The following is a 25550-nucleotide window of genomic DNA, read 5'->3' as shown; positions in this document are numbered from 1 at the left end:
CAGGCTCCGTCCCGGCCAGAACAGGGGGCAATATTGTGAGCAGGCAAAGGCCGCAGGCACGCTGCGCAAAATCAATAAAGCTTATATTTCAATGGGTCGGCACAAGATTTTGGGTGTTACGCCGTAAAGGAGGGGCGCGGCACAGGCTCAAGCAACAGAGGCAGGCAGCGAGTTGTATGGGGAAGAATATTTAATGCTTATAAATAAGAGGCGATGTATCAGGCTGGGGCAGAGAGGAGAGGTAAAAAAAAAAGCCCCCGGAACGGGGGCTTGGGGAGGGGCTTATACCACGGGGGTGTTTGGGGTATCGTCGAACTGTTTCTTGAACTGCTTCTCCAGTTGCTCCAGCGATTTGCCGCGTGTCTCGGGAGCGCAGAGCACCACAAAGATAGCACCGGCGATGCCGACGGCGGCGAAGATGAAGAAGCTCATCGACAGGCCAACCGCGTCCAGCAGCAGCGGGAAGGAGAGAGTGATGGTGAAGTTGGTCATCTGCATCATAAAGACCGAGATGCCGGTGGCGCGGCCACGGATGCGCATCGGGAACAGCTCCGACAGCAGCAGCCAGGTCACCGGTGACAGCGCGCCCTGCTGGAAGCAGAGGAACAGCAACATCCCACCCAGAATCATCCAGCTACGCACCAGATTCGGCGCGCCATCGACGCTCTCCGGCAGGAAGTAGCAGAGGCAGCCGATGATAATCAGCATCGCGGTACAGCCCATCTGGCCCACCATCAGCAGCGGACGGCGGCCGAAACGGCTCAGCATCATGATGCCGACAAAGGTCATCAGCACGGAGACCACGCCGTTACAGATGGTGGCGATCAGGGCGGCATTGGTGCCCATACCGGTGGATTGCAGCATGGTCGGGGCATAGAACATGATGGTGTTGATGCCGGAAAGCTGCTGGATCATGGCGATGCCGATACCCAGCGCCACCAGACGCTTCATCCAGGTAGAGATGGTCTTGTTGCGGCGCGAGTGGCGCTCATCTTTCGGGGCAACCGCCTTGCGAATGTCTGCCAATTCACGCTCCACATAACGTGAGTTGCGGGTACGCTCCAGCACGTCGCGCGCCTCGCGGAAACGGCCATGCATCACATACCAGCGCGGCGTATCCGGCAGGAACAGCATCCCTACCCACATGATCAGCGCCGGCACACAGGCGATCCCCAGCATCCAGCGCCAGGTGGTCTCGCCGCCCCACACTTCGTTGATCGCCGCGTTGCTGGTGTAGGCCACCAACTGGCCGGAAACGATCATCAGCTCCTGGAGGGTCACAAACTGCCAACGGCGGTTGGAGGGAACGATCTCCGCGATGTAAACCGGCACAATGGCCGCCGCGCCGCCTACCCCAAGGCCGAGGATGAAGCGGAAGAAGATCATCATGTGGGCGTTCGGCGCCATCGCGCAGCCGAGCGAACCAAACATAAAGATGATGGCCAGTACCAGAATCACCTTTTTGCGGCCAAGGCGGTCAGCAAACCGGCCTGCAGTCATGGCACCAAAGGCGGAACCGAGGATCAGCGAACTGGTGACCAGCCCGGTGGTCAGTGGTGTCAGGTGCAGGTCGGTCTTCATAAACAACAGGGCGCCAGCAATTACCCCGGTGTCATACCCAAAAAGCAGGCCACCTAAGGTGGCGATCACGGCAATCACCTTGACCAGCGGTTCGACGGGCGTTTTCGCCGTACGTGGCGCGCCTGCTTGCTCATTAATCGTGCTATTCGTCACACGTCTCTCCCTGTAATTATTGTCTTTTAGCAGTGCCATTGCGTGTTAAGCGCATGCCTTATCAATGAAGCAACACAGAATCAAGCTTAAGCACAGATGTGACGGATCGCTAATTTTTACAAATTAACGGCATAAAAAATCATCAGTAGTCACAATTTTCCAACGAATAATTACAGGGTGGAACAGTTCTTTCCCAGAGTGAACACGCTATCCACAAGTGGAAGGATTTTCTGTAATACAACCAAATGAAAGATAGCCGATGTGATAGCGTTGCTCCGCCTCCGCTGGCTGGGCAATCTCTTCTGACGAAAAGGTCATGCGCAGATGTTGCCAGCAGGCCGGGTTCCAGGCCGCCAACTGATGGCTGGCCGGGGCGGGCAGACACACGCCGGGCAAATCGCTGTGCGGCAGAATCGAAGTGATTCGGCGGCTGGCCCACCGGCTTTGGCGCAGCAACTAGAGGTCTGGCATATGCAGCAGCGGCCAGAGATCGATTGCCGGCCAGCCAAAGGCGGCCGTTAGCGCCGCAAAACCGGGACTGCACAGGAAACGCTGCATTGCGGCACTCTCCTGCCACAGGTAGAAAGGCGCATAGCGGTTCTCCGCGCCCTGCTCGCCGCGCAGGGCATAGAGGTAGGCTTTGAAAACCAGCCCCGGAAAGCCATCCAGCTTGTGGCCGTTCTCCTCAATCCGGCGGATGACAATGCCCATGTCTTAATCGGCCGGCAGGGTGAAGCTATATTGCATGGCGATCATCACACGCCCTCCGGGTTATATATCTGCCCATGGCTGAAACTCCACTCTTCGGCCTGATTGCAGGTGATGATGACCATCACGTCCTGCGGTGCGATGCCCAGCTCACGGTGCAACGCCTGCGCCAGATGGTGGTAAAACGCCTGTTTCTGCTGGCGGCTGCGGGAGCGACCGGCGGTGATGGTGAACAAAATGAACTGCTCGCTGCGTGGGCCGCCCAGATAGTCGCGGTCAGCAATCAGGCGGCCGGGCGGGCAACACTCGATCATCTGGAAGCAATCACCGGGTGGAACAGAAAATCTCTCCACTAGTTGCTGCTGGAGCAGGGCGGACAACCGTTGTAGCCACGCCTCGGTACGGCCTTCGTGTAGCATGATGCGGGTAAAGGGCATAATGACTCTCCTGTCTGGATGGTCAGGAGAGGATATGCCGCTGGCACTGTCCTGAATATCGCATAATATGGGAGAAACAATCCCGAAAAACAGGATGGATGATGGAGAAGCGTCCCTGGTGTTTTGACCTTGATGCGTTGCAGAGTTTTGTTACCGGCATTGAGTTGGGCAGCTTTGCCCGTGCGGCCGATCGGCTAGGGCGCTCGACGTCTGCGGTCAGTGCGCAGCTGAAAAAATTGGAGCAGCAGTGCGGCGTGCCGCTGGTGGAACGGGCCGGACGCCATTTGGTGCCCAGCCGGCAGGGCGAGATACTGCTCGGCTATGCGCGTCGGTTGCTGGCGCTGAACCGTGAGGCGGCGATGGCGGTCGGCGGCAGCGCCCTCAGTGGGCCATTGCGTATGGGGTTGCAGGAGGATTTCGGCGAGCGCCTGTTGCCCGCCGTGCTGGGGGCATTCTCCCGGGCGCACCCGGAGGTGCAGATGAGCGCGCGTATCGGCCGCAACGCGGAGCTGTTGCAGGGCATTTTGCAAGATGATTTGGATCTGGCCCTCTGTTGGCAATCGCCACAGCCTACACCCTTTATGGCGCACCTTGGCGAATTGCCGCTCCACTGGATCGGCGCAAACGCAGGGGAGACCCGCCATTTTAGCGGGAGTGAACCCGTGCCGCTGGTGGTGTTCGAGTCGCCCTGCCTGATGCGCCGCCACGCCACCGACGCACTGGATCGCGCGGGCATTCCGTGGCGCATTGCATTGGAGAGCCGTAGCCTGCAAGGCATCTGGGCCGCGCTCGCTGCCGGGCTGGGGGTGACGGTACGAACCGGGGCGGGCCTGCCCGCCACCCTCTGCCGGCTGGCGGCACCGGCCTTGCCAGCGCTACCGTCAGTTGGCGTGACGTTACACCAAAACCGGGCCACCCTTTCGCCGGCCGCAGAGAGCCTGAAAGCGCGTTTATGCCATGAGCTGGCTTTGGCGCTGGCGGCGGCCCATTCAGGCTCGTGACAAATTTTTTGCTTTCATTTGGGTAAAATGCGTTATCTCATCTATAGTTATGCGCGGCCTCGTCAATGAGGCATTGTCTTAAAACACTGACGATTTTTCGCGTTGAAGGATACACGGAATGTTTTACCGCATTGTCACGCTCATGATCGCTTTTTCATTTTTTCTGTGGATTCTTTTTGTGTCGCATCCTTCACAGCTGGGCGTGCTGTCGCAACTCGGCATCAGGCTGTTTGGCAGCTAACGCCTGAGCCAGCTAGCCAGCGCGCGGGTCAGCCACGGCATCCAGAAGAAGACCACCAGCCCGACCACCGTGGCGTCATTCAACAGGTGCCCGGCCAGCGTGCCGGTCAACGCTGGCGCCACCTGGTGCCAGAACATCGGTACCAGATTGGTGGAGGGGAAGATCACCGCCAGCGTCAGCAGATATTGCTTCCAGCGCGCCGGTCGGCGTACCCCATGTTGGGGCGGGGTGAACCAGAATTGGCTACCCGCGCGCACCTCGATCTGGTCGCCCTGCGCCAGCAGGGGCGAGATTTCGGCCAACAGCCCTTTGCGCTCCTCGGAGGCCGTCCAGCGCGTCAGTTGTTCCAGCGTATCAAAACGGATTAAGACGGTGTAAGTCTCCCCCTCCTCGCCCGGCCGCAACACATTGACGCCACGATGGCCGTCAAAGCTCTCCGCCACCGGCATGATGCGCGCTAGCCAGCGCTCATAGGCCGCCTGCTGGCCCGGCAGCAGCGTATGGGTAATGACCAGCGTAACAGGTTCACTCTTCACCATGATGTTTTCCCCTTTTCCATGATCGATCATCTAAGACGGCGTGCCTGACACCATCCTATGCGAGCCGGGAAAAAACGCGTAACGAGTAATTTTTAATGAATGGTTAAAATTATTTGGTGGAGAGCAGGGGCAGAGAAGAGAACGCCGCAGGCCAGAAGCGCTGCGGCGTGGAGATTAAGGCATTGGCCAGTTTTGCGGGGTCTGGCTCATGATTTCGACAAACAGATCCTTGGCATGGGCGCCATAGAGCGCCATATCCGCCGAGGTGATCCCCAGCAAGCCCATCACAAACCAGCAAGAGACGGCAATGCCGACGCTGCTGGAGAGGAGAGCCAGGCCGTGGCGGCTGGCCCTACGCAGGCTGATGTTGAGGGTGCTGGCAAAAAACATGATAACGGCGCTGAGAATTTCCCAGCGCGCCAGAACGACGCCGGTGGCGAGTGCACTCATGATGGTAGTCCTTGCAAAACCGCGCTAGCCGTGTGCCGGCGTTATTAAGGTCGTCCGTTGCACAGCATGTAGCGCTTAAGTCAAATTACAGATAAGTGTGACAGCGGTCACATTGTAGCACACTGTTTAACCAGTGGATAAAAAATAAACTCCCCCAAAATCAACCAATAACCCTTGTTGTTATTAATAACGTTGAATCATCACATTTTTTGTTTAAATCATTTTCCTCGGTGATATTTTTATATGGAACAATAAACAGCCTGATAACCCGCTGGCTGGTGCCAGCCTGAAAAGAGAGAAGGAGCTGAAATGTCCGATTCATTGGTGATCTTTTTACACGGCGTTGGCAGCCGGGGCAGCGACCTGGCGATCCTGGCCTCATTCTGGCAGCGCACCCTGCCAGCCGCCCGCTTCGCCCTGCCGGACGCGCCTTTCCCTTTTGACGGCGGCGGTAACGGCTTCCAATGGTTCAGTATTAACGGCGTAACGCCCGAAAATCGTCCAGCCCGGCTGGCGGCGGCCCGTGAGAGCTTTGATGCCGCGCTGTCCGCCATCGTCAGCCAGCATGGCTTTACCGAACGGCTGGATCGCGTGGCGCTGGTGGGGTTCTCACAGGGATCGATCATGGCGCTGGATGCGGTAGCCAGCGGTCGCTGGCCGGTTGCGGCGGTGGTGGCCTTCTCTGGCCGACTGGCGTCACCGCCGCCCTTCACGCCGACCGACAGCCCGCTACTGTTGATTCACGGTACGGCGGATGCGGTCATTCCCTGGCAGGAGAGCGAACGCGCTGGCGAGGCGCTGAAGGCGGCAGGTATGGCGGTGCAAACCCACTTCCAGCCGGGTGTGGGACATACCATCGATGAAGAGGGCGCAGCCCGCGCCGGGAAGTTCCTGGCGGAGGTGTTGGGGTAGGGCAGGGGGCGCTATAGTCGCCCCCACTTGATAGTTAATGCTGCCTCTTTAACGGGCGCTGTTTCCAGCGTTGATACAGCCATTCATACTCCTGATAAGTGAGTTCGCTATGGATATACTCTCTAATGGCTTTAATTAACGGCTCCGCTGCTTCATAGGTTTCGATCACGGTAGTAAAGGAGGTGCTCTTTATCATGCCTTCATCATAAATGCCGGACTTGATACTGACCGCTACCCGTTCATAAAAGTTGAGGATGTATTGTATTTTTCGACGCTCTTCCATCTCATGTTCTGAAAGAACAATGCCTGTTCCAGGAAATACATAGGAGCGAAATGACTTACCTGAATCTCTTACTTGTTTGAGCGTTTGAAGTCCTGTGAGATATTCTTTATCTTTCCGGCTTTCAAAAAGAAAAAGGGCCGTTTGAGATCGACGAGCGGTCTTCACGTTATATCTAATCGTGGTAACTGCGACGATAAGACCAGAGAATACCAGTCCGTTGCTGAGTAGAGACCATAAAATAGGGTTGGCTAACATGCTGTTCTCAACACTAAAAAAATCGGAGCCTGAGCTCCGATAATAACATTAGTATTTAAAAACCATCAAATTCATCTGATTTATTCATTGGCTACCTCTTATTAACTTTTGTCAATGAGTTATGCCCTTATGTTAGCAATGGCTAACTACTCCGACAATCTTTATTGTACAGTTTTAGCTGTTTGAATCAGGATCAGATACAGGCTCATCCCTACCGTTTCACTCCCCCTCCCCCCAACCTAACAGTATGGCCTGTATCCGGCTGCGGTATAAGTTAGCCGCCGCCCCATCCACCCGCTTACGCTGGTGGACACGGGCGGCCATAGCCAGTGGAAAATCATTCTGGCTCGACCCTTGCCAGCATATTCTGGCCCATTGCAGCAAAATGAGCTGATTTATCTCACTGGCCTTTTTTAGTTTTCTCAACGACGGAATGTGATGGCGGCCGGGAGCGAGGCGGCTATAGTCGTTTTAGTGACCCATCAATCCGGCTTAAGTGTCTGGATAATGTCTTTTAAGGAGGGCGTGTGTGTCCGTTAAACAGGGTAAACCATTGGGTTCGGCAAGAGGAGTTAATTTCTTTTTAACAGCGCCGGCCTCTTTATGGAATCAAACGAGAGGTGACAGGAAATGAAATTTAGAAGTAAACATATCTATTACGAATATATCGATTATTTACTGCGCATTGGCTATATCACGGAAGAGATGGCGCTGGAGTTGGTGCCGTTGATTAACAGTGACAAGATGGAGCTGGTCGATAATATGCTGGGGGATATTGAGGGTGGTTTTCATGGCCGCCAGAAAGATTTCCTCCGCAGCACCTTCTATAAGGATTTGGAAAATGGCGAGCTGAGCAATCACGGTGGCGAGGGTGGCCACTCTTACCTCTATGATCTGCTGTTACGTCAGCACAGCACTGAAAATCTCTCGCTCAGCCAGACCGTCGAAACCCTGAAGACCAAACTCGGCCAGCGTGATATCGAGCTGCAACAGAGCGTTGACCGCGAACTGCTGATGGAGAAGGCTGCTGCCCGCTTCAAAACCATGCAGGCGGAGAACGAGCGCCTCAGTCAGGAGAACATGGCCCTGAAGAAAGAGAATAAAGAGCTGAAAGAGTTCTCCCAGCAGAAACGCATCGACGGGAAGATCCCTGGCTATGTGAAAGAGGTGAGCGCCAAACTGGACCTGGATGATAAGGGGTTTTCGCAGCTGGCGACCCGCTGGTCGATCATTGGCTTTGTGGCGGCCTTTTTGGCAGTTATCGCCGCCTTCTTCACCTTTGCTGAAGGCTCGGTGTTATTGGCAAATGCGCAGGTCTATGACGAGATCGCACTGCTCTACGTCTTCTTCCGCGGCGTGCTCGGCGTCGGCTTGCTCTCCTGGCTGGCGAACGTCTGCTTCAGCACCTCACGCAACTACACCCACGAGTCGATCCGACGCAAGGATCGCCAGCACGCCCTCAACTTTGGCCGGCTGTTCTTGCAGATTTACGGGGCCAGCGCAGAGAAAGAGGAGATGCTGAACGTCTTCAAAGACTGGAACATGGCCGGCGACTCCTCCTTCTCCAAAGACGCGGCGGCTCCGCCCAGCGTGCTGGAGATGCTGGAGAGCCTCAACAAATTGAAAACGGGCCTGCTCAGCAAAGGCAAGAGTGTGGTGCCGCCAACGGGCGGCGATACGCCACCGCGTTGATGTTCCTATTTCCCCATCGCATTTCCCCGGTTTCCGGAATTGATTGCGTGGGCTGCCTTAGGCAGCCCTTTTTTTGTTCTGGAGAATTTTCAGGCCCGCCTTGCGCTTGCCCTCTCCCCGTATAGACTTTCAGTGGCGCGCCAGCCAATGGGCGCGTCGCTATTTTCCATCCTTTGGGTAAGCCCGGCGCGGCAATAATGCCACACCGCCAACGGGCGATATTTCTCCTTAAACGTGAGGGCAGTCTGATGAATAACGCAGGCGATGAAAAAACAGGGGCGGGACAGGCCGCAGGTGAAGAGAATAACATTCCAGAGCCAGTCTATATCGACCCAGAATATAAAGCGGCAGGAAAATTAAAGGGCAAGGTGGCGATGATTACTGGTGGCGACAGCGGCATTGGCCGGGCCGTCGCGATTGCGTTTGCCAAAGAGGGGGCTGACCTGGCGCTGCTCTACCTGAAACATGGTGATGATGCGGAAGCGACCCGCCAGGAGACCGAGAAGTGGGGCGCCAAAACTGTGCTGATTGCCGGTGATATTGGTGATGAGGCGTTCTGCCATCAGGCGGTGGCGCAGGTGCATGAGGCATTCGGCCAGATTGATATCGTGGTGAACAATGCCGGTGAACAGCATCCGCAAAAGGATTTTGATGACATCACCGCAGAGCAGTTGCAGCAAACCTTCCGCACCAACTTCTTCGGCATGTTCTACCTGACGCAGGCGGCGGTGCGGAAGATGAAAGAGGGGGCGGTGGTGATCAACACCTCGTCACTGACCGCCTACCACGGCAACGCTGAGCTGATTGACTACTCGGCCACCAAAGGGGCCATCACCGTATTTACCCGCTCACTGGCGCTGAACCTGGCGCAACGTGGCATCCGCGTCAATGGCGTCGCTCCCGGCCCGATCTGGACACCCCTGATCACGGGTTCCTTCGCCGGCGAGGATGTCGAGAAGTTTGGTACGGACTTGCCGTTCGGTGCCGGGCAACCGGCCGATCTGGCACCCGCCTATGTCTATCTGGCAAGTGACGACTCACGTTACGTCTCTGGCCAGATGCTGCATGTCAATGGCGGGGCCATCGTCAACGGCTAACGCGGTGGGAAGCCTCAGGGCTTCCCGCTGTTCTCCGCGGCCTGTGGCGGCACCTGTGTCTCGGCATGGCCGGTGAAACCGGTGGCCCCATGCTGATGCTCGCCGCCACCTTCGACCCGCTGGAGCTGGATCACTTTGCCATGCTGCCAGGCATCAGCCAGTTTATCCGGCTCAGGTGCCTCCAGCGAAGCGCGATCCTGCTGGCGCTCCTTGGAGTCAATGCCAAAACGCTGGTCACGATCCTTCAACAATTTCTGGTCAAGTTGCCCCTCGCCGGTAAAGCCCATCATCAGCGCCGGAATGCCATAGGGCAGTTCTTTGTCGCGATCGGTGTGCCAGGTGTGCCAGGTCTTGCCGTAGGTGGTGACAATCTTGGACATCAGCGCTTTCTCCGCCACCTCTGGCAGGCCGGGCGCAATCAGGCTGCCAGACTTCACCTCATAGCGGTGGCTGTGCCACAGCACTTTCTCCTCCGGCGGCAGCTTCTCATAGAGGCGGGCGCTGATGATGTACTCCACCCCCATCAGCTTGGCGTCTTTGCCGTTGCCGTCATAAATCACCGCCTGCATCACATCATCATTGAGAATGGTGACGTAGTGGTGCGCCTCCATCTGGCCATTTTTATCGCCGTTATAGAAGTGGAAGCCATCCAGATAGGCGCTGATGGCGTCAATCGGCGCGCGATCCTGCAATACATTGGCACCGGTCTCCAGCACCTTGTCTTTGGTGGTCTTTTCGGCGCCGGGGGCCTGAATCTGGGTGGGGCCACTCTCTTCGGCATAGACTGGCACACTACCGGCCAGCACGGCGCAGAGCAGTGCCAGACAACGGAGAGGGGAAAAACGGGGGGTGAGGACAGAGGGTGTCATAAATGCCTTCCTTCGCATAATGCCATGTGCAGGTCATGCCGCACGCAATAAAAAGCCGACCGAAGCAAAATGCCTCAGCCGGCTTGCCAGTGAGGTGGTGCCGCAGTATAGGGGCATGGTCTAGTCAGCCTGATTGCGGTGCAGGCCACCTTTTCGTCCAGCTTCGGACGCGCGAGCCGGGTCATTTTTAAAATTCCCGCCGCTGCGCTGTCCACCCTTTCTACCTGCTTCTGATGCTTTCTCTCTGTTTTCCGCAAAGTTTCCCGAACCTCCACGATGCTCGGCCATGACACCTCCTATCAGTGAGTGAGAACCAGGGAGCGGGCGAGTGGATGCTGTCATGGATACAGCAGAACCCAACAATATGCCCACCCCTTGAGCTTAGCCAATCACTTAATATTCACAAGCGGAGCGGTATGAAAAAAGCGCAGCTATTTTTCTTACCGAGGGGGATGAATAATATTTTTTATCAAGGGGGGTATCGGTTCAAGGGGTTAGCGGCAGGCGGGTTGTACCAGATTATTTCTCTGTACAACTCTGATGATAAGAAAAATAACAGGGAAAATGAAAGGCCTGACGCATCCAGAATTCTCCTAATAGTTATTTCTACTTAACCATCCTGTACCAGTGACTATTATGAATAAATTGGCGCGCCCGCTCTCATGAACTATATATAGAGGATTAAATAATAACGTGAGCAGGAGCAGATGATGTTTAAGGCCCTAATCGGCATTTTCAAAAGTCCAGACAGCTTTCTTACGATGATCTCTGGCCGCAATTTGGATGAGGATCTGGATGACAAGGGGCGCATTTTCATTGATGAGAATGGCACCGCCTTTGTTAATCCGCACAACGAGGAGGTGCAGCAGGATTTTGCGCGCCACATCGAAGTGATGCGCAAAATCTGACTACAGGGTCAGCTGGCCGTCAATCAGGGTGTGGCACTGCCCACCCACCCAGGCGGCACCGTTGCGGAAGGTGACCTCAACCCGCCCATCCCGCTGTTTGCAGGTGCCCTGCCGCACCCGGTAACCGTGGCGCAGTGCCTCATCCAAAGCGAAATCGTGGTGTTTTAGCCACTGCGCCAGACAGGCATTCGCGCTGCCCGTTACCGGATCTTCCATCAACGCGCCCTGTTCAATGACCAGCGCCCGCAGCTCAACGTGGGCCGGCTGGTCATTTGGGTGACGGCCAAAGAGCGTCACGCCGCTGGCTCCGCTCTGGGCGAGCACGTCCGCCAACGCCGAGGGATCAGCGCTCACGGCCAGGCAGGCTTCGGCGTTCGCCATATTGACCAACAGCCATTTGATGCCCATCTCCACCACCTGTGGCGCGATGGTGGTCATCTGTCCGCCGGGCAGGGCCGCGGCCAGTGCTGGCTTGATCCCCTCTGGCAGGTCACGGAACTGCGCTTCCGGCGAACGGAAGGCCAGCTGGTTGCCCTTGACCTCAATCTCCACTAATCCCACGCCGCACTCCTGCACCACCCGGCCACTTTTCGGCGCGATCACCCCTGCCTCGAGCAGCGCAAAGGCGGTGCCAAGGGTAGGGTGGCCAGCAAAGGGAAACTCGGTGTCGGGAGTAAAAATACGCACCCGGTAGTCTGCCGCCGCATCCGTCGGCGGCAGGACAAAGGTGGTCTCGGACAGGTTCGTCCAGCGGGCGATGGCGCGCATCTGCCCATCACTCAGCCCCTCCGCATTCATGATCACCGCCAGCGGATTGCCGCTCAGTGGCGCGGAGCCAAATACATCAACCTGTTTAAAACGCCGTGGGGTTGCCATGCCTGATCCTTCCGATAGTGGAAAATCAACACATTAGCCTGTTTCTTCCCCCACGGCCAGCCGCATCAGGTCACCTTGCGCCACTTCCACGCCTGCACGTCTGGCAGGTCAACGCCATGCTCGCGCACATAGTGGTAGTGCTCCTCCAGCTTGTCATTGAACAGTTTCAGCGCCTCGCCAGCCTGTGCCTCCAGCCCCGGCACCCGCTCAATGGCGGCAATCGCCAGGTGGTAGCGATCCATCTGGTTTAGCACCGTCATATCAAAGGGCGTGGTGGTGGTTCCCTCCTCCATAAAGCCATGGACGTGGAACTGATCATGGTTGGCGTGTTTATAGATCAGGCGGTGAATCATATAGGGATAGCCGTGGTAGGCGAAAATCACCGGCTTATCGCGGGTAAAGAGATCCGCGAAGAAGGCGTCGCTGTGGCCATGCGGGTGCTGATCCTCCGATTGCAGCGCCAGCAGATCCACCACGTTCACCACCCGGATGCGCAGTTCAGGCAGGTGGGTGCGCAGCAGATCCACCGCCGCCAGCGTCTCCATGGTTGGCACGTCACCGGCGCAGGCCATCACTACATCGGGTTCGCCCCCCTGTTCCGAGCCGGCCCACTCCCAAATGCCCATGCCGGCCTCACAGTGGGCAATCGCCTCCTCCATGCTTAGCCACTGCGGCTCTGGCTGTTTGCCGGCGATGATCACATTGATGCGGTCATAGGTCTTCAGGCAGTGGTCACCGACCCACAGCAGGGTATTGGCATCAGGCGGCAGGTAGACGCGCACCACGTCGGCCTTTTTGTTCGCCACCACATCGACAAAGCCAGGATCCTGATGGCTGTAGCCATTGTGATCCTGCCGCCAGACGTGGGAGGAGAGCAGATAGTTCAGTGAAGAGACCGGCTGACGCCACGGCAGGGTGCGGGCCACCTTCAGCCACTTGGCGTGCTGGTTGAACATGGAGTCGACGATATGGATAAAGGCCTCGTAGCAGGAGAACAGCCCGTGGCGGCCGGTCAGCAGGTAGCCCTCCAGCCAACCCTGACAGAGATGCTCACTCAGCACCTCCATCACCCGGCCATCATTGGCAAGCTGCTCGTCGTAGGATTTGATCTCCTCCATCCACACCCGATTGGTCGCCTCGAATACGCTGCCCAGCCGGTTGGAGGCGGTTTCATCCGGGCCAAAGAGGCGGAAATGTTTCTCCTCTTCATTCAGCCGGAAAACATCGCGCAGGTAGTCCCCGTAGATGGCGGTGGATTGCGCTGCCGTCGCGCCGCGCTCGCCAATCTCCACCGCATAGTCGCGGATGTCTGGCGTCTTCAGCGCCTTGCGCAACAGGCCACCATTGGCGAACGGCGTCGCGCCCATCCGTTTTTCGCCTTGCGGCGCCAGCTGGCGTAGCTCCTCTTTCAGCCGCCCCTGTTCATCGAACAGCTCCTCCGGGCGGTAACTGCGCAGCCACTGCTCCAGAATGCGGCGGTGGCCCTCATCATCACGGCAGTTCGCCACTGGCACCTGGTGGGCGCGCCAGAATCCCTCGGTCTTTTTGCCATCCACCTCTTTCGGCCCTGTCCAGCCCTTAGGGCTACGGAAGATCACCAGCGGCCAGTGCGGCACGCCCTGTTCCGAGGTGCCATTGCGTGCCTGCTGTTGGATGTCACGGATGCGCGCCATCGCCTGTTCCAGCACGGCGGCGGTTTGCTGGTGCATGTCGGCTGGCTCATGCCCCTCAATAAACAGCGGATGGTAGCCGTAGCCCTTGAACAGCTGCGCCAGATCCTCATCGGTGCAGCGCGCCAGCAGGGTCGGGTTGGCAATCTTGTAGCCGTTAAGGTGCAAAATCGGCAGTACCGCGCCATCGCGCGCCGGGTTGATGAACTTGTTGGAGTGCCAGCTGGCCGCCAGCGGGCCGGTCTCCGCCTCGCCATCACCAATCACGCAGGCAGCGATCAGATCCGGGTTATCGAACACCGCGCCATAGGCGTGTACCAGCGAGTAGCCCAGTTCGCCACCCTCATGGATTGAGCCGGGCGTTTCCGGCGCAGCGTGGCTGGGAATGCCGCCGGGAAACGAAAACTGCTTGAACAGTTTGCGCATCCCGTCTGCATCCTCGGTGATCTCCGGGTAGATCTCGCTGTAGGTGCCCTCAAGATAGGTGTTCGCCACCATACCCGGCCCGCCGTGGCCTGGCCCACAGATGTAGATCATATTCACATCCTGCTCGCGGATGATGCGGTTCAGGTGGGCATAGAGGAAGTTCAGGCCGGGTGTGGTGCCCCAGTGGCCCAGCAGGCGTGACTTGATGTGTTCGGCTGCAAGCGGCTGGCGCAGCAGCGGGTTATCCATCAGGTAGATCTGGCCGACGGAGAGGTAGTTGGCGGCGCGCCAGTAGCGATCGATCAGCGACAGGGTTTGCTCGTCCAGAACGGGCGAAGGGTGTTCCATGGCAAGGCTCCTCCAGGGTAGGCTTCAGGAAAGATTGCCCTAAGTCTAGTGAAGGAGCCGGTTTTATGCCTGCCGCGCCTCAGAGGTTGGCGACGCCACCATCCACTTGCAACTCCGTGCCGACCACAAAAGAGGACTCTTCCGATGCCAGAAAGAGCGCGGCATCGGCCACTTCACGCGATGTGCCGAGACGGCCCAGCGGCACCAGCGCGTTGACCTGCTCAAAGAAGCCCGCATTCGCCTGCGCCAGGTTCTCCAACGCCGGGGTGTGGATCGGGCCAGGACTGAGGCCATTGCAGCGGATGCCTCGCGCCAGTAGCTCACCAGACAGCGTGCGCGCCAATGAGAGCAGCCCGGATTTGCTGGCCGCGTAGGCACTGCTCTGCGGCAGGCCAATCCGGCTGCTGACGGAGCCGCACAGGATGATGGAGGAGGGGTTGGCCAGCAGCGGCAGCAGCGCCTGGATCAGGAAAAACGGCCCTTTCAGGTTGGTGTCCATCAGCCGGTCATAGTGGGCTTCATCCCACTCCTCAAGCGGCAGGTGCGTGACATCGCCAACATTGACGAACAGGACATCCAATTGCGGCCATCGGGTGGCGAGCTGCGCTGCCAATGCCCGCTGCCCAGCGATGTCGCCAGCATGGTGCTCCACAACCCAGGCTTCCGGCAATTGCCGCGCCGCCTCCGCCAATTTCTCGGGCGAACGGCCTGTGACGGCCACCTGCGCCCCCTCCTGTAGAAAGCGCCGGGCGGTCTCCAACCCAATGCCGCTAGTACCGCCGGTGATCAGTGCATATTTTCCTGTCAGACGTGCCATAACGCTTCTCCTCTTGGGTGGTTTAGCGGCATTATCTGAAGGAGAGTAGGCTTTGGCTAGCAGGCACCTTTTGGATACCAATGGACAAACAGGAGCGTAATAGTGAGTTTACCGGCTTCAGCGCACAAAAATAATTTTCACCCAGCGGGGCAAGCCTGCCCAATGCTGGATTTCGTCAACCTGATCGCCGGCAAATGGGCCATCCCCATCCTCTACCGGCTGATAGTGACTAATGCCCCGGTGCGCTTCAAAACGCTGCAACGTGCCGTCGCGCCCATTACCCAGAAAGAGCTGACGCGCCAGTTGCGCCAGTTTGAGCAGCGTGGGCTGGTGACCCGTACCATCTATGCCGAGGTGCCGCCGCGCGTGGAGTACCAGATCACGCCGCTGGGGCAGAGTTTGCAGCCTGCGCTCGATTCGCTGGCGGAGTGGATATGCGCGCACCGCGACCAGCTGGCCTACTCGCTGCCCACCGCAGAAAATGATTAGCTATGCTTTACTAAACGTCTTACACAGGGATGCCATCACCCTATGAGCTCAATCAACGACGCCTCACCCTCTGTTTTCCGCTCATCCTTGGGACGCTCCATCATTGTGTTTTTGGCGATCATGAGCGTCGCGGTGATTGCGATTAATGGTTGGACGCTCTGGGACTCCTACAACCGCACCCTGCGCGCCACCCACGATCAGGCCAAAAACCTCTCCCTCTCGCTGGCACGTCAGGCAGAAGACACCTTTTTGCAGGTGGAGATTTCGCTGAGTGACATTGCCCGCGAGATCAACGATCACGGCGTTGACGGGCAGAACATGGAGAGCCTGAGCAGCCTGCTGCGTGGCCGGCGGGCCGTGTTGCCGCAGTTGCAGGGGCTGTTCGTTTATGACGCCGAGGGCAACTGGTTGGCCACCTCCAACACCTACACCCCGGCACTAGCCAACAATGCCGATCGCGAGTATTTCATCTGGCACCGCACCCACGGTGACAATGAAATCCACATCGGCAAGGTGATTCGCAGCCGCTCCAGCGGCAATCTGGTCATCCCGGTCTCCATGCGGCTCACCAATCCTGATGGGCGTTTTAGCGGCGTGGTGCTGGCGACCGTCAGCGTGGACTACTTCCGCCAGCACTACAGCTACTATGTAATGAGCGAACGCAGCCTGCTGGGGCTGTTTATGGCGGATGGCACCATCCTTTACGTGCGTCCTTTCCCTGATTCGGTGATCAACACCAGCCTGTCCAATAGCCCGCTCTTCACGCGGATCTTAAGAACCTCTGACAGCGGCAGTGAGACCTGGCGCTCAGCGATGGACAATGAGGTGCGCATCTTTGGCTATGCACGGTTGAAACGCTATCCGCTGATTGTCGCGGCCGGTTACGACAAGTCTGACATTCAGGCCCAGTGGCGCAGCGATAACCTGCTGGACGTGATCCTGAGCACCCTGCTGCTGTTGGCGCTGTTTGTGCTCGGGTTCTTTGTGATGCGGCAGGTGCGGGTCAGTATGCGTAACCATCTGGAGATGACCCAACTGCGGGACAACCTGACCACTATCAACCACACTTTGCAGGCGTTGGCGCTGGTGGATGGGCTAACTGGGCTGGCGAACCGTCGCCAGTTCGACATTTTCTTGGAGCAGAGCCTGCAACGTTCGGCCCGTACGCGGGAGCCGGTTTCACTGATCATGATGGATATTGATTTCTTCAAGCGCTACAACGACGCCTACGGCCACGTTGCCGGGGATGAGTGCTTGAAGAAGGTGGGTGAGGCGCTGCTGTCGCTCTCCCATCGCCAATCCGATCTGGTGGCGCGCTATGGCGGTGAGGAGTTCGCGATGGTGCTGCCCTACACCAGCAAGGCCGACGCCGCCCGGCTGGCGCAGCGGGCGGTAGACACTGTCCGGGCGATGGGCCTGCGCCATCAGGATACCGAGATCGCGGAGCAGGTCGTGACGATCAGCGCTGGCAGCTACACCTGCATCGCCAGCGCCTCCAGCCCCGACGCCCGCACGTTCAAGGAGTCCGCCGATCAAGCGCTCTATCAAGCCAAACGCGACGGCCGCAACCGCGTCGTCTGCCGCGAGGGGGGATATGGCGGGCGAGGGTGAAACCCATTAGACCTTCGTGCCCTTTGCAGGTTAGGGGCTGGCGCTCTGTGCCATAAACGGCCACTATTAATGGTTAAGAAAATCGTTGTGCCGCCTATGGGCGGAGTGATGAACCAAGCCGAGGAGACCTTATGGCAATTGAATACGCAACACTGGGTGGTGGCTGCTTCTGGTGTACTGAGGCAGTCTTCAAAGATGTGATTGGCGTGGTGTCCGTGGAGAGCGGGTATACCGGCGGGCAGGTGGAGAATCCAACCTATCGCCAGGTCTGCTCCGGTGAGACCGGCCATGCAGAAGCGATTCGCATCGGTTTCGACCCAGAGCAGGTCAGCTATGGCGATATCCTCGACATCAGCTTTGCCACCCATGATCCTACCCAGCTCAACCGGCAGGGCAATGATATCGGCACCCAGTACCGCTCCGTTATCTTCCCGGCGACGCCAGAGCAGGAGCAGGAGGCACGCGCCGCCATCCAGCGCGCGCAGGCTAATCATGAGCAGCCGGTGGTGACCACCATCGAGCCGCCTGCCACCTGGTATCCGGCGGAGGCGTACCATCAGGATTACTGGGATGGCGAGGGCCGCCAGAACCTCTACTGCATGGCAGTGATCCCGCCGAAGCTGCAAAAGTTGCGCAAAAGCTTTGCCAACCGCACCAAATCGCTCCAGCAGTAATCGCGCGCGCATAAAAAAGGCCGGCATCATGCCGGCCTTGTGCTTTATGCCTGTCCGTCAGAAGTGGGTGTTCAGGCTCATGTAGTAGGTGCGCCCCGACTCGTTGTAGGTGTACGCGCCCGCCCCGTAGAGGTAGGACTGGGTATTGTCGTTGCCCGTGGTCTGCGCATTGCCCTCGCGGAAGTGGCGCTTGTCGAACAGGTTGTCGATGCCCAGCGTCACGCTGACGTATTTGTTCACGTCATAGGTACTGCTCATCCCCAACAGGGAGTAGGGGCTGACCTTCCACGTCTCGCTGCCCGTCACCGCTTCCCCTTTGTAGTTGTACTTCTTCGGCGTCTGCGTGCCGTACCAGGTCAGGGTGGTCTGCAAGGAGAGTTGCGGTGTGGCCTGCCAACTCAGTGTAGAGTTAAGGGTGTACTCCGGGATGATCGACAAGCGATCGCCGGTCTCCTTGTTTTTGCTTTGCAGCATGTAGGTCAGGTTGTTGTTCCACTGCAAGGTGTCAGTGAAGGGGATATTGACCGTACCCTCTAACCCCTCTACCACCGCTTTCGGCACGTTCTGCCACTTGTAAATGTCCGTTGTGCCGTTGGTCGTGGTGCCCACTGGCTGGTAGCCCGCCTCAATCTTGTTGCGGTAGTCATTGCGGAACCAGGTGATGCCCGCCTGATAGCCGTCACGCTTCCACTCCAGCCCAATCTCTTTGTTGATGCTGGTCTCAGCTTTCAACTCCTCATTGCCCAACAGATAGCAGGCACCGGTACTGGCCGCGCAGCCCTGCCCACGGCTGTAGAGGATGTAGTTCGGGTTGGTCTGGTAGAGGCTCGGTGCCTTGTAGGCGCGGGCAATCCCCAGCTTGAGCGTCACTTCATCGCCCAGCTCCTGCGACAGGTTCAGCGATGGGCTCCAGTTGTTGCCGACGATGGTATGGTGGTCAAAACGCAGTCCCGGCGTCAGCATGGTGCTGTCGGTCAGCTCAATGTTGTCCTCGGCGAACAGTGAGAAGATCTCTGCTGAGGAGTAGGGGCTGCGGCCACTGCTGGAGATGCCGGGGATCGCGCCGCCCGAAAGCGCCTGGCTGTTGGAGATGCCATCTTTCATGCGCTGCTGGTCCCACTCAGTGCCGAGGGTGAGCACTTGGTTGACGCCAAGATCCAGCGGCAAACTCACTTCGCTGTGCAGCAAGATGTCATCCAGCTGGATGCTGGAGAAGCCATCGTCGGAGAAGATCCCCTCGGTGCCGCCGGCCAGACCTTCGTTCAGGCGGGTGTTGCGGGTGTTCTCATACTGCGCGTAGCTCTTGGTGCTGATGCCGTTCTCCCAAGCGCCGTCCCACTTCACCGCAAAATTCTGGCGGTAGAGACGGTTGGTCTCCTTGCCATAGTACGCCTTCACCAGCGCGTTGGAGTTGGTGTTCTGGGTATCGCCCGCGTAGAGGTTGCCCTGGCGGCTGTAGCCAGCGCGAAACTCCAGTGACTGCATCGGCGCGAAGGCCCAGCGCAGCAGGGCGTTGACGTCCTTGTTCTCCACCCCCTCACGTCCGGCAGGCACCGATCCCGCATAAGTGCCGGTACGCGCGGCCTCATGGCCAGCGTTGATGTACTGGTCATCGGCATCGGTTTTGTTCAGGCCACCATAGAGGCGGAAGGTGAGAGTGTCAGCCAGCGGGCCGGAGAGGCTGAAGTTGGTGCGCTTGGTGGATCCCTCCTGCTTGTGCTGCGGCACGTTGAAGTAGGTGTTCCAGGAGCCGTGCCACTCTGGCGTGTCTTTTTTGGTGATGATGTTCACCACGCCGCCGGCCGCGCCGTTGCCGTATCGTGCGGCCGCCGGGCCACGGATCACTTCGATATGGTCGATGATCTCTGGCGGCACCCAGTTGCTGTCGCCGCGGGTGTCGCGCTCGCCACGCCAGCCAAGGCGCACCGAGTTGCGGCTGGTGACCGGCAGGTCATCAATCAGGATCAGGGTGTTCTCTGGCCCCATGCCACGGATGTCGATCTGGCGGCCATTGCCACGCTGGCCGCTGGTGGAGTTGCCGGTCAGGTTAACGCCCGGCATGGTGCGGATCAGCTCTGAGACATCGCGCGCGGGTGGGTGCTTGCGGATCTCTTCAGCGGTGATGGAGGAGACGCCCGGTGCCTGAAGGGTCTGGACGGCGGCGGTGACCAGCAAGGTGTCGCCGCTGTCGGTATGCTCGCCGGAGGCGCTCGCCTCGGCAGTGGCCTCTGCCTTGGCGGCCTGTCGGGTGCTGTTTTGCGTATCCGGCTTGGGGGTTTCTGCCGCCTGTGTGTTCCCTGCCAAAACCATCGAGCCAATGCCCAGTTTGATGAGCATGGCTAATGAGTGACGCGATATCGTTTGCATTGTGCTGTCCTGCCTAAATATGTCCTGACCGGCAAAAAGATCCTGCACTGGAACGGGCCGGTTCTCGCTGTTTATAAGAGTCGTGGTTTCCCGGTTAACCGGGGAGACGCTGCACCCGTGCCATTGGCCCATAGACCAACAAATTCACAGGCCGCAATACATTATTGCAAATACGAATAGTTATCAATGATGTTATTATTTACTGGCATTCACTATTTCAGAGAAAACGGAGAGCCTTTTCCGCGCCATTTCCCTACACTCTTCAGGATTATGACGGCATGATTTCAACTGGTTGACAGTAGAGAGACGAGCATGGGCGATGAGCAGTACCAGCAGGCCAACCAATGGCAATTTGGTGATTCAGCAGAGATGGCGGATGCGCTGCTGGCGCTGGTGATTGATGGTCAGAAACGCGCGACCTGTGGTTCGCTGCAATCCTATTACGATGACAATGAGCCGCTGCCGCAGGTGGATGAGATCAACATCATCCTGGATGGCCGTGGCCGCCGCGCTTGCGCCATCCGCATCACCGAGGTGGCGCTCTGGCGCTTCTGTGACGTGCCGGAGGAGTTTGCACTGGCCGAGGGCGAAGGGACGTTTGAGGAGTGGAAGCAGGAGCACCGCCGCTTTTTCAGTCGTAACGGAGAGTTCAGCGAGGAGATGAAGCTGGTCTGTTTTCGCTTCGAGCTGGTGGAAGAGTTCTAGTGAAACAGAGGGGCGTGACGCCCCTCGCAACATGTATTAGCGCAAGCCGTTAAGCCTATCCAGCGCCTCCTCCGGTAACAACAACTGGGCGCTCGCCAAATTCTCCTGCAAGTGGCGCGGTGAGGAGGTGCCGGGGATCAGCAAAATATTGGGAGAGCGCTGCAACAGCCAGGCCAGTGCCACCTGCCTTGGCGTCGCGCCCAGCGACTGCGCCACCTCGGTCAACTGGCTGGACTGCAACGGCGTAAAGCCGCCTAGCGGGAAGAAGGGCACAAAGGCGATGCCCTGCGCGTTGAGTGGATCAATCAGCCCCTCGTCCTGCCGCTGCGCCAGATTGTAGAGATTCTGCACGCAGACAATCGGCGTCATCTGTTGCGCGTCGGCGATCTGTTGGGCTGTGACGTTGCTCAGGCCAATGTGACGAACCAGTCCCCGCTCCTTAAGCTTGATCAGCGCCTCCAGGGGGGCCTCCAACGAGCCTTCCTCCGGGCGGTTCGCGTTGAACATGCTGCGCAGGTTTACCACCTCCAGCGCCTCCAGACCCAGATGGCGCAAATTGTCCTCCACCGCCTGCTCTATCTCCTCCGCGCCCAGCGCCGGCAGCCAGCCGCCACGGGCATCGCGCCGCGCGCCGATTTTAGTGACAATGCAGAGATCGTCGGGGTAGGGATAGAGCGCCTTTTTGATCAGCTTATTGGTGACGTGTGGGCCATAGAAGTCGCTGGTGTCGATATGGCGCACGCCGGCCTCTACCGCGTCACGCAATACCTGAATCGCCTGCGCCTCATCGGCGGGTGGGCCAAAAACGCCACGGCCAGCCAGTTGCATCGCGCCATAGCCAATGCGGCCAAGCGTGCGGTCACCAAGGCGATAACTCAAAGTGGGTTGGGTCATGGGCACCTCCGGGGTATGTGAGTTTCAATTGTAACGCCATTGCGGCTATGCAACGATGAAACTGCCAGGCGACGTGATGCCGCCAACGCAAATTATCACTATGCAATTATTTAGTTCCAACATACTTAGCGATGAAATAATAGGAGTTCACATGGAAAACAGTGTCCCGGTCATCACAACTGACAGGCTGATTTTGCGCGGCCACACGCTCGAGGATATGCCAGCGCTGACGCGGCTGTGGGGTGATGCGCAGGTCACCCGCTATATTGGCGGCGCGCCCAGTGGCAGGGAGGAGAGCTGGTCACGCCTGTTGCGCCATGCCGGGCATTGGCAGTTGCTGGGGTTTGGCTACTGGGCAGTGGAATCGCGGGAGAGCGGGGAGTACCTCGGTTGTATCGGCTTTGCGGATTACCAGCGGGCGCTGGAAACCGATGTTAGCAACATGGCGGAGATGGGTTGGACTTTCCTGCCCGCGTTCCACGGCAAGGGCTACGCCACGGAGGCGGTCGCGGCGGCGCTGGCCTGGGCAGCCAGCAACCTGACGCGCCCCATCTGGTGCATGATCAACCCAGAGAATGCCGCCTCACACCGGCTGGCGCTGAAAATGGGCTTTGAGCAGCAGGGTTATGACCGCTACCACGACAAGCCGGTGGTGCTCTACCGCCACCGGCCAACCTAATCAGCCGCCGCCGAGGTAAGCTTTCCGCACCTCCTCATTCTGCAATAGCTCTGAGCCGCTGCCGGTCAGCCGGATGCGGCCGTTGGCCATCACATAGCCACGGTCAGAGAGCTTCAGCGCATGGTTGGCGTTCTGCTCCACCAGAAACAGCGTCATGCCGCCCTGCGTCAGTTCTCGCAGGATGCTGAAGATTTGGCGTACCACAATCGGCGCCAGCCCGAGGCTTGGCTCATCGAGCAACAGCAGGCGCGGGCGGCCCATCAGCGCCCGCGCAATCGCCAGCATCTGCTGCTCACCGCCGGAGAGCGTCATCGCCCGCTGGGCGCGGCGCTCCTCCAGCCGCGGGAACAGCCCATACATACGCGCCAGATCCTCTTTCATATGGCGGTTGCCGATGGGGATGGTGCCCATCAGCAAATTCTCCTCCACCGTCATATCCGGGAAGATGCGCCGCCCCTCCGGCGCCTGCGCAATGCCGTTGCTGGCGATGAAGTGGGTGGAGCGATGGCTAATCGGCTCGCCCCGGTAGTAAATCTCCCCGCCGGCAATGCGCGGCTGGCCGAAAATCGACATCAACAGTGTCGATTTGCCCGCGCCATTCGCGCCAATCAGCGCCACCGTCTCGCCCTCCTGAACGGTCAACGACACCTCCTGCAACGCCTGAATCGGGCCGTAAAACACATCCACATTGCGGAACTCCAGCATCGGCGTCATGCCGCATCCTCCTCGTCAGCGCCCAGATAGGCGGCAATCACCCGGTCATCATGCTGAATCTCGCGCGGCGTGCCTTGGGCAATCACATTGCCGTGGTCCAGCACGATGACCCGGTCAGAGATCTCCATCACCATGCCCATGTCGTGCTCAATCAGCAGCACCGTGGTGCCGTGCCGCTCGCGCAAGGCGCGGATGATGCGGCTCAGCGCCAGCGTCTCCACCGGGTTGAGGCCAGCGGCCGGTTCATCCAGACAGAGGATCTCCGGCAGGGTGCACATGGCGCGGGCAATCTCCAGCCGCCGTTGCTGGCCGTAGGAGAGGGTGCCGGCCAGCCGGTTGGCGCACTCCACCAAATCCACCACCTCCAGCCAGTAGAACGCCTGATCGATCGCCCGACTCTCGGCCCGCCGGTAGCCGGGCGTATTGAATACCCCGGCCAGCAGGTTGCGGTTGACGCGCATGTGCTGCGCCACCAGCAAGTTCTCCACCACCGATAGCTCACGGAACAGGCGAATATTTTGGAAGGTACGCGCTAGCCCGGCGCGGTTCACCAGATGGGTGCCGCCGAACATTTTGTACCAGATACGCTTCCCGAGCTGGGTGGGGTGCAGCAGGTCAGCCGGGTACAGTTTCGCCCCGAGCACCTGGATCACGTCCGTAGTGCGGGCGTGGGTATGCAGCCGGATCGCGCCGCCGGTGGCGCGGTAGAAGCCGGTCAGGCAGTTGAACACCGTGGTCTTGCCCGCACCGTTCGGCCCAATCAGTGCGGTAATGGAGCCGCGCCCCACCTCGAGGCTGACGTCATTCAGCGCGCGGATGCCGCCAAAGTGCATCATTAGCCGCTCGACCTGCAAAATGGCATCACTCATGGCGCCACCCCCTTGCGGATGGCATAGCCGCTGCGGCTGGTGCGCACCAGCCCGCGTGGCCGCCACATCATCATCATCACCATCAATACGCCAAACAGCAGCACGCGGTACTCGGCGAAGCTGCGCAGCAGTTCCGGTGCCACCGTCAGCACAAAGGCCGCCAGCACCACCCCGAGGGTCGAACCCATTCCGCCGAGCACTACAATCGCCAGGATCAGCGCCGACTCAAAGAAGGTGAAGGAGGTGGGATTGACGAAGCCCTGATAGCTGGCGAAAAACACCCCGGCAATGCCAGCGGTGGAAGCGCCGAGCATAAAGGCGGAGAGCTTCACTAGCACATGGTTAAGCCCTAGCGAGCGGCAGGCGATCTCATCCTCGCGTAGCGCCTCCCATGCCCGGCCAATTGGCATCCGCGTCAGCCGGTGCTTGATATAGAGCACCAGCAGCACCACCAGACAGAGTACGGCGTAGATAAAGATAAACTTCAGGTTGGGGTTGTAGCTGATGTTGAGGAACTCATGGATTGGCGTGCCGCCCTCGCGCGCGCGGCGGCCAAACTCCAGGCCAAGGAACGTCGGGGAGGGCACCGAGATGCCATTCGGCCCGCCGGTCACTGCCAGCCAGTTGTTCAGCACCAGCCGGATAATCTCCCCAAAGCCCAGCGTGACAATCGCCAGATAGTCGCCGTGCATCCGCAATACCGGGAAGCCAAGCAGCGCCCCGGCGGCGGCAGCCATCAGCGCGCCGAGCGGCAGCATTGACCAGAAGCCCAGCCCTAGGTGCTGGTAGCCGAGCGCCAACCCATATGCGCCAATCGCATAGAAGGCGACGTAACCCAGATCAAGCAGGCCAGCCAGCCCCACCACGATATTCAGCCCCAGCCCCAGCAGCACATAGATCAGCCCCAGTATCGCCACCGTCAGCAGGTATTTGGTGGCGACGAACGGGAACAGCGCCGCCAGAAGCACCAGCAGTGGGATGATCCAGCGCAGCCGCGAGCGGTAACCCACCTGCCGCACATAGACCCCATCGCCCTCGCCCTCAAACCTGGTGAGGAAACGCCTACCACGGCGGGTCTGTAACAGCAGGCTGAGCAGCAGGCGGCCCAGCGCCACCACGGCCACAATCAGTGCCACCCGCCGTGGCTCGGTGTGGTAGCTATAGCCATCCAGCACCACGCCCACTACCGGGCCGAATACCACCAGCGCAATCACCCCGGCGACCACCGCGTCCAGCACACTCTGTTTGATGTCCACGCCTTCGGCGCGTTGATTCTGTGTCATGG

Annotated in this window: 27 protein-coding genes; 11 read left to right on the top strand and 16 right to left on the bottom strand. The window is 58.9% G+C overall.

Translation table 11 applies throughout. From position 1 onward, the window contains the following. Positions 1-282: 282 nt before the first annotated feature. The 3 genes from ACK3SD_RS18955 to ACK3SD_RS18945 form a co-directional block, all read right to left on the bottom strand. Complete coding sequence (locus tag ACK3SD_RS18955) at positions 283-1773, bottom strand: sugar porter family MFS transporter (protein ID WP_137765577.1); 1491 nt, start codon at positions 1771-1773, stop codon at positions 283-285. Positions 1774-2190: 417 nt separating this feature from the next. Beyond that, positions 2191-2445, bottom strand: coding sequence for a DUF4865 family protein (locus tag ACK3SD_RS18950; protein ID WP_481127662.1), 255 nt, complete (start codon positions 2443-2445; stop codon positions 2191-2193). A 44-nt stretch (positions 2446-2489) separates the two neighbouring features. Then, positions 2490-2879 (bottom strand): tautomerase family protein, encoded by a 390-nt coding sequence (locus ACK3SD_RS18945; protein WP_481127661.1) that lies wholly within the window; start codon positions 2877-2879, stop codon positions 2490-2492. A gap of 101 nt (positions 2880-2980) precedes the next feature. Between ACK3SD_RS18945 and ACK3SD_RS18940 the strand changes: the two genes are divergently transcribed. Both ACK3SD_RS18940 and ACK3SD_RS18935 read left to right on the top strand, forming a co-directional pair. Further along, a complete protein-coding gene (locus tag ACK3SD_RS18940; protein WP_481127660.1) occupies positions 2981-3880 on the top strand; it encodes a LysR substrate-binding domain-containing protein in 900 nt (299 codons plus the stop codon). A gap of 118 nt (positions 3881-3998) precedes the next feature. Next, positions 3999-4121: a hypothetical protein gene (locus ACK3SD_RS18935; RefSeq protein WP_255508622.1), complete on the top strand. Its 123-nt coding sequence runs from the start codon at positions 3999-4001 to the stop codon at positions 4119-4121. Here the strand turns inward: ACK3SD_RS18935 and ACK3SD_RS18930 are convergent. Together ACK3SD_RS18930 and ACK3SD_RS18925 are read right to left on the bottom strand one after the other, a co-directional pair. Then, positions 4118-4660, bottom strand: a complete 543-nt coding sequence (locus ACK3SD_RS18930) for an antibiotic biosynthesis monooxygenase (protein WP_481127659.1) — start codon at positions 4658-4660, stop codon at positions 4118-4120. The genes ACK3SD_RS18935 and ACK3SD_RS18930 overlap by 4 nt on opposite strands. A gap of 174 nt (positions 4661-4834) precedes the next feature. Further along, positions 4835-5110 (bottom strand): YjcB family protein, encoded by a 276-nt coding sequence (locus ACK3SD_RS18925; RefSeq protein WP_481127658.1) that lies wholly within the window; start codon positions 5108-5110, stop codon positions 4835-4837. Between the two features lie 309 nt (positions 5111-5419). Between ACK3SD_RS18925 and ACK3SD_RS18920 the strand changes: the two genes are divergently transcribed. Continuing rightward, positions 5420-6022 carry an alpha/beta hydrolase gene (locus ACK3SD_RS18920; RefSeq protein ID WP_481127657.1) on the top strand — a complete coding sequence of 201 codons (603 nt, stop codon included), beginning with the start codon at positions 5420-5422 and terminating at the stop codon, positions 6020-6022. 34 nt (positions 6023-6056) lie between these two features. Here the strand turns inward: ACK3SD_RS18920 and ACK3SD_RS18915 are convergent, their stop codons facing one another. Further along, positions 6057-6560, bottom strand: a complete 504-nt coding sequence (locus ACK3SD_RS18915) for a DUF4760 domain-containing protein (protein ID WP_481127656.1) — start codon at positions 6558-6560, stop codon at positions 6057-6059. A 630-nt stretch (positions 6561-7190) separates the two neighbouring features. Here ACK3SD_RS18915 and ACK3SD_RS18910 point away from each other — a divergent pair. Both ACK3SD_RS18910 and ACK3SD_RS18905 read left to right on the top strand, forming a co-directional pair. Further along, positions 7191-8252, top strand: a complete 1062-nt coding sequence (locus ACK3SD_RS18910; protein WP_481127655.1) for a cell division protein ZapB — start codon at positions 7191-7193, stop codon at positions 8250-8252. Positions 8253-8500: 248 nt separating this feature from the next. Then, positions 8501-9349 (top strand): SDR family oxidoreductase, encoded by an 849-nt coding sequence (locus ACK3SD_RS18905; RefSeq protein ID WP_481127654.1) that lies wholly within the window; start codon positions 8501-8503, stop codon positions 9347-9349. A 14-nt stretch (positions 9350-9363) separates the two neighbouring features. Here the strand turns inward: ACK3SD_RS18905 and ACK3SD_RS18900 are convergent, their stop codons facing one another. Both ACK3SD_RS18900 and ACK3SD_RS18895 read right to left on the bottom strand, forming a co-directional pair. Next, entirely contained in the window at positions 9364-10218 is an 855-nt protein-coding gene (locus tag ACK3SD_RS18900; RefSeq protein WP_481127653.1) for an OBAP family protein, read from the bottom strand. A gap of 120 nt (positions 10219-10338) precedes the next feature. Beyond that, positions 10339-10506: a con-10 family general stress protein gene (locus ACK3SD_RS18895; protein ID WP_137765566.1), complete on the bottom strand. Its 168-nt coding sequence runs from the start codon at positions 10504-10506 to the stop codon at positions 10339-10341. 422 nt (positions 10507-10928) lie between these two features. Here ACK3SD_RS18895 and ACK3SD_RS18890 point away from each other — a divergent pair, with 422 nt between their 5' ends. Then, on the top strand, positions 10929-11126 hold the full coding sequence (locus ACK3SD_RS18890; RefSeq protein WP_481127652.1) for a BTB/POZ domain-containing protein: 198 nt from the start codon (positions 10929-10931) through the stop codon (positions 11124-11126). On the opposite strand, the gene ACK3SD_RS18885 is transcribed toward ACK3SD_RS18890, so the two are convergent. The 3 genes from ACK3SD_RS18885 to ACK3SD_RS18875 form a co-directional block, all read right to left on the bottom strand. Beyond that, the gene (locus ACK3SD_RS18885) at positions 11127-12002 is read right to left on the bottom strand and encodes a PhzF family phenazine biosynthesis protein (protein WP_481127651.1); all 876 of its coding nucleotides are present in this window, start codon (positions 12000-12002) and stop codon (positions 11127-11129) included. A 65-nt stretch (positions 12003-12067) separates the two neighbouring features. Then, positions 12068-14446: a phosphoketolase family protein gene (locus ACK3SD_RS18880; protein WP_481127650.1), complete on the bottom strand. Its 2379-nt coding sequence runs from the start codon at positions 14444-14446 to the stop codon at positions 12068-12070. Between the two features lie 79 nt (positions 14447-14525). Then, complete coding sequence (locus ACK3SD_RS18875; protein WP_481127649.1) at positions 14526-15263, bottom strand: SDR family oxidoreductase; 738 nt, start codon at positions 15261-15263, stop codon at positions 14526-14528. A 162-nt stretch (positions 15264-15425) separates the two neighbouring features. Between ACK3SD_RS18875 and ACK3SD_RS18870 the strand changes: the two genes are divergently transcribed. From ACK3SD_RS18870 to msrA, 3 genes are all read left to right on the top strand, one after another. Then, positions 15426-15752, top strand: a complete 327-nt coding sequence (locus ACK3SD_RS18870) for a winged helix-turn-helix transcriptional regulator (protein ID WP_481127831.1) — start codon at positions 15426-15428, stop codon at positions 15750-15752. Between the two features lie 42 nt (positions 15753-15794). Next, complete coding sequence (locus tag ACK3SD_RS18865; protein WP_481127648.1) at positions 15795-17363, top strand: sensor domain-containing diguanylate cyclase; 1569 nt, start codon at positions 15795-15797, stop codon at positions 17361-17363. 131 nt (positions 17364-17494) lie between these two features. After that, on the top strand, positions 17495-18037 hold the full coding sequence (gene msrA / locus ACK3SD_RS18860) for a peptide-methionine (S)-S-oxide reductase MsrA (RefSeq protein WP_137765559.1): 543 nt from the start codon (positions 17495-17497) through the stop codon (positions 18035-18037). Between the two features lie 57 nt (positions 18038-18094). Here the strand turns inward: msrA and ACK3SD_RS18855 are convergent, their stop codons facing one another. After that, entirely contained in the window at positions 18095-20404 is a 2310-nt protein-coding gene (locus ACK3SD_RS18855) for a TonB-dependent siderophore receptor (RefSeq protein WP_481127647.1), read from the bottom strand. A gap of 312 nt (positions 20405-20716) precedes the next feature. Here ACK3SD_RS18855 and ACK3SD_RS18850 point away from each other — a divergent pair, with 312 nt between their 5' ends. Then, a complete protein-coding gene (locus tag ACK3SD_RS18850) occupies positions 20717-21109 on the top strand; it encodes an ASCH domain-containing protein (RefSeq protein ID WP_137765557.1) in 393 nt (130 codons plus the stop codon). 36 nt (positions 21110-21145) lie between these two features. Here ACK3SD_RS18850 and ACK3SD_RS18845 read toward each other — a convergent pair whose 3' ends face one another. Beyond that, the gene (locus tag ACK3SD_RS18845; protein ID WP_481127646.1) at positions 21146-22003 is read right to left on the bottom strand and encodes an oxidoreductase; all 858 of its coding nucleotides are present in this window, start codon (positions 22001-22003) and stop codon (positions 21146-21148) included. A 151-nt stretch (positions 22004-22154) separates the two neighbouring features. Here ACK3SD_RS18845 and ACK3SD_RS18840 point away from each other — a divergent pair, with 151 nt between their 5' ends. Continuing rightward, the gene (locus ACK3SD_RS18840; RefSeq protein WP_481127645.1) at positions 22155-22682 is read left to right on the top strand and encodes a GNAT family N-acetyltransferase; all 528 of its coding nucleotides are present in this window, start codon (positions 22155-22157) and stop codon (positions 22680-22682) included. On the opposite strand, the gene ACK3SD_RS18835 is transcribed toward ACK3SD_RS18840, so the two are convergent. The 3 genes from ACK3SD_RS18835 to livM are packed head-to-tail and all read right to left on the bottom strand — an operon-like array spanning position 22683 to position 25548. Continuing rightward, entirely contained in the window at positions 22683-23396 is a 714-nt protein-coding gene (locus tag ACK3SD_RS18835; RefSeq protein ID WP_481127644.1) for an ABC transporter ATP-binding protein, read from the bottom strand. Beyond that, entirely contained in the window at positions 23393-24265 is an 873-nt protein-coding gene (locus ACK3SD_RS18830; RefSeq protein ID WP_481127643.1) for an ATP-binding cassette domain-containing protein, read from the bottom strand. The genes ACK3SD_RS18835 and ACK3SD_RS18830 overlap by 4 nt, the downstream gene beginning before the upstream one ends. Next, positions 24262-25548 (bottom strand): high-affinity branched-chain amino acid ABC transporter permease LivM, encoded by a 1287-nt coding sequence (gene livM / locus ACK3SD_RS18825; RefSeq protein ID WP_481127642.1) that lies wholly within the window; start codon positions 25546-25548, stop codon positions 24262-24264. Before livM ends, ACK3SD_RS18830 begins: the two co-directional genes overlap by 4 nt. Positions 25549-25550 lie beyond the last annotated feature (2 nt).

It is taken from the genome of Chimaeribacter sp. YP20170169, assembly GCF_056739715.1.
This window is presented reverse-complemented; position numbering and strand designations above follow the sequence as displayed.

Bases quoted from the DNA above. Each gene is read 5' to 3' on its own strand.
- ACK3SD_RS18955 (WP_137765577.1), bottom strand. From the start codon at position 1,773: ATGGCACTGCTAAAAGACAATAATTACAGGGAGAGACGTGTGACGAAT.
- ACK3SD_RS18950 (WP_481127662.1), bottom strand. From the start codon at position 2,445: ATGGGCATTGTCATCCGCCGGATTGAGGAGAACGGCCACAAGCTGGAT.
- ACK3SD_RS18945 (WP_481127661.1), bottom strand. From the start codon at position 2,879: ATGCCCTTTACCCGCATCATGCTACACGAAGGCCGTACCGAGGCGTGG.
- ACK3SD_RS18940 (WP_481127660.1), top strand. From the start codon at position 2,981: ATGGAGAAGCGTCCCTGGTGTTTTGACCTTGATGCGTTGCAGAGTTTT.
- ACK3SD_RS18935 (WP_255508622.1), top strand. From the start codon at position 3,999: ATGTTTTACCGCATTGTCACGCTCATGATCGCTTTTTCATTTTTTCTG.
- ACK3SD_RS18930 (WP_481127659.1), bottom strand. From the start codon at position 4,660: ATGGTGAAGAGTGAACCTGTTACGCTGGTCATTACCCATACGCTGCTG.
- ACK3SD_RS18925 (WP_481127658.1), bottom strand. From the start codon at position 5,110: ATGAGTGCACTCGCCACCGGCGTCGTTCTGGCGCGCTGGGAAATTCTC.
- ACK3SD_RS18920 (WP_481127657.1), top strand. From the start codon at position 5,420: ATGTCCGATTCATTGGTGATCTTTTTACACGGCGTTGGCAGCCGGGGC.
- ACK3SD_RS18915 (WP_481127656.1), bottom strand. From the start codon at position 6,560: ATGTTAGCCAACCCTATTTTATGGTCTCTACTCAGCAACGGACTGGTA.
- ACK3SD_RS18910 (WP_481127655.1), top strand. From the start codon at position 7,191: ATGAAATTTAGAAGTAAACATATCTATTACGAATATATCGATTATTTA.
- ACK3SD_RS18905 (WP_481127654.1), top strand. From the start codon at position 8,501: ATGAATAACGCAGGCGATGAAAAAACAGGGGCGGGACAGGCCGCAGGT.
- ACK3SD_RS18900 (WP_481127653.1), bottom strand. From the start codon at position 10,218: ATGACACCCTCTGTCCTCACCCCCCGTTTTTCCCCTCTCCGTTGTCTG.
- ACK3SD_RS18895 (WP_137765566.1), bottom strand. From the start codon at position 10,506: ATGGCCGAGCATCGTGGAGGTTCGGGAAACTTTGCGGAAAACAGAGAG.
- ACK3SD_RS18890 (WP_481127652.1), top strand. From the start codon at position 10,929: ATGTTTAAGGCCCTAATCGGCATTTTCAAAAGTCCAGACAGCTTTCTT.
- ACK3SD_RS18885 (WP_481127651.1), bottom strand. From the start codon at position 12,002: ATGGCAACCCCACGGCGTTTTAAACAGGTTGATGTATTTGGCTCCGCG.
- ACK3SD_RS18880 (WP_481127650.1), bottom strand. From the start codon at position 14,446: ATGGAACACCCTTCGCCCGTTCTGGACGAGCAAACCCTGTCGCTGATC.
- ACK3SD_RS18875 (WP_481127649.1), bottom strand. From the start codon at position 15,263: ATGGCACGTCTGACAGGAAAATATGCACTGATCACCGGCGGTACTAGC.
- ACK3SD_RS18870 (WP_481127831.1), top strand. From the start codon at position 15,426: ATGCTGGATTTCGTCAACCTGATCGCCGGCAAATGGGCCATCCCCATC.
- ACK3SD_RS18865 (WP_481127648.1), top strand. From the start codon at position 15,795: ATGAGCTCAATCAACGACGCCTCACCCTCTGTTTTCCGCTCATCCTTG.
- msrA (WP_137765559.1), top strand. From the start codon at position 17,495: ATGGCAATTGAATACGCAACACTGGGTGGTGGCTGCTTCTGGTGTACT.
- ACK3SD_RS18855 (WP_481127647.1), bottom strand. From the start codon at position 20,404: ATGCAAACGATATCGCGTCACTCATTAGCCATGCTCATCAAACTGGGC.
- ACK3SD_RS18850 (WP_137765557.1), top strand. From the start codon at position 20,717: ATGGGCGATGAGCAGTACCAGCAGGCCAACCAATGGCAATTTGGTGAT.
- ACK3SD_RS18845 (WP_481127646.1), bottom strand. From the start codon at position 22,003: ATGACCCAACCCACTTTGAGTTATCGCCTTGGTGACCGCACGCTTGGC.
- ACK3SD_RS18840 (WP_481127645.1), top strand. From the start codon at position 22,155: ATGGAAAACAGTGTCCCGGTCATCACAACTGACAGGCTGATTTTGCGC.
- ACK3SD_RS18835 (WP_481127644.1), bottom strand. From the start codon at position 23,396: ATGACGCCGATGCTGGAGTTCCGCAATGTGGATGTGTTTTACGGCCCG.
- ACK3SD_RS18830 (WP_481127643.1), bottom strand. From the start codon at position 24,265: ATGAGTGATGCCATTTTGCAGGTCGAGCGGCTAATGATGCACTTTGGC.
- livM (WP_481127642.1), bottom strand. From the start codon at position 25,548: ATGACACAGAATCAACGCGCCGAAGGCGTGGACATCAAACAGAGTGTG.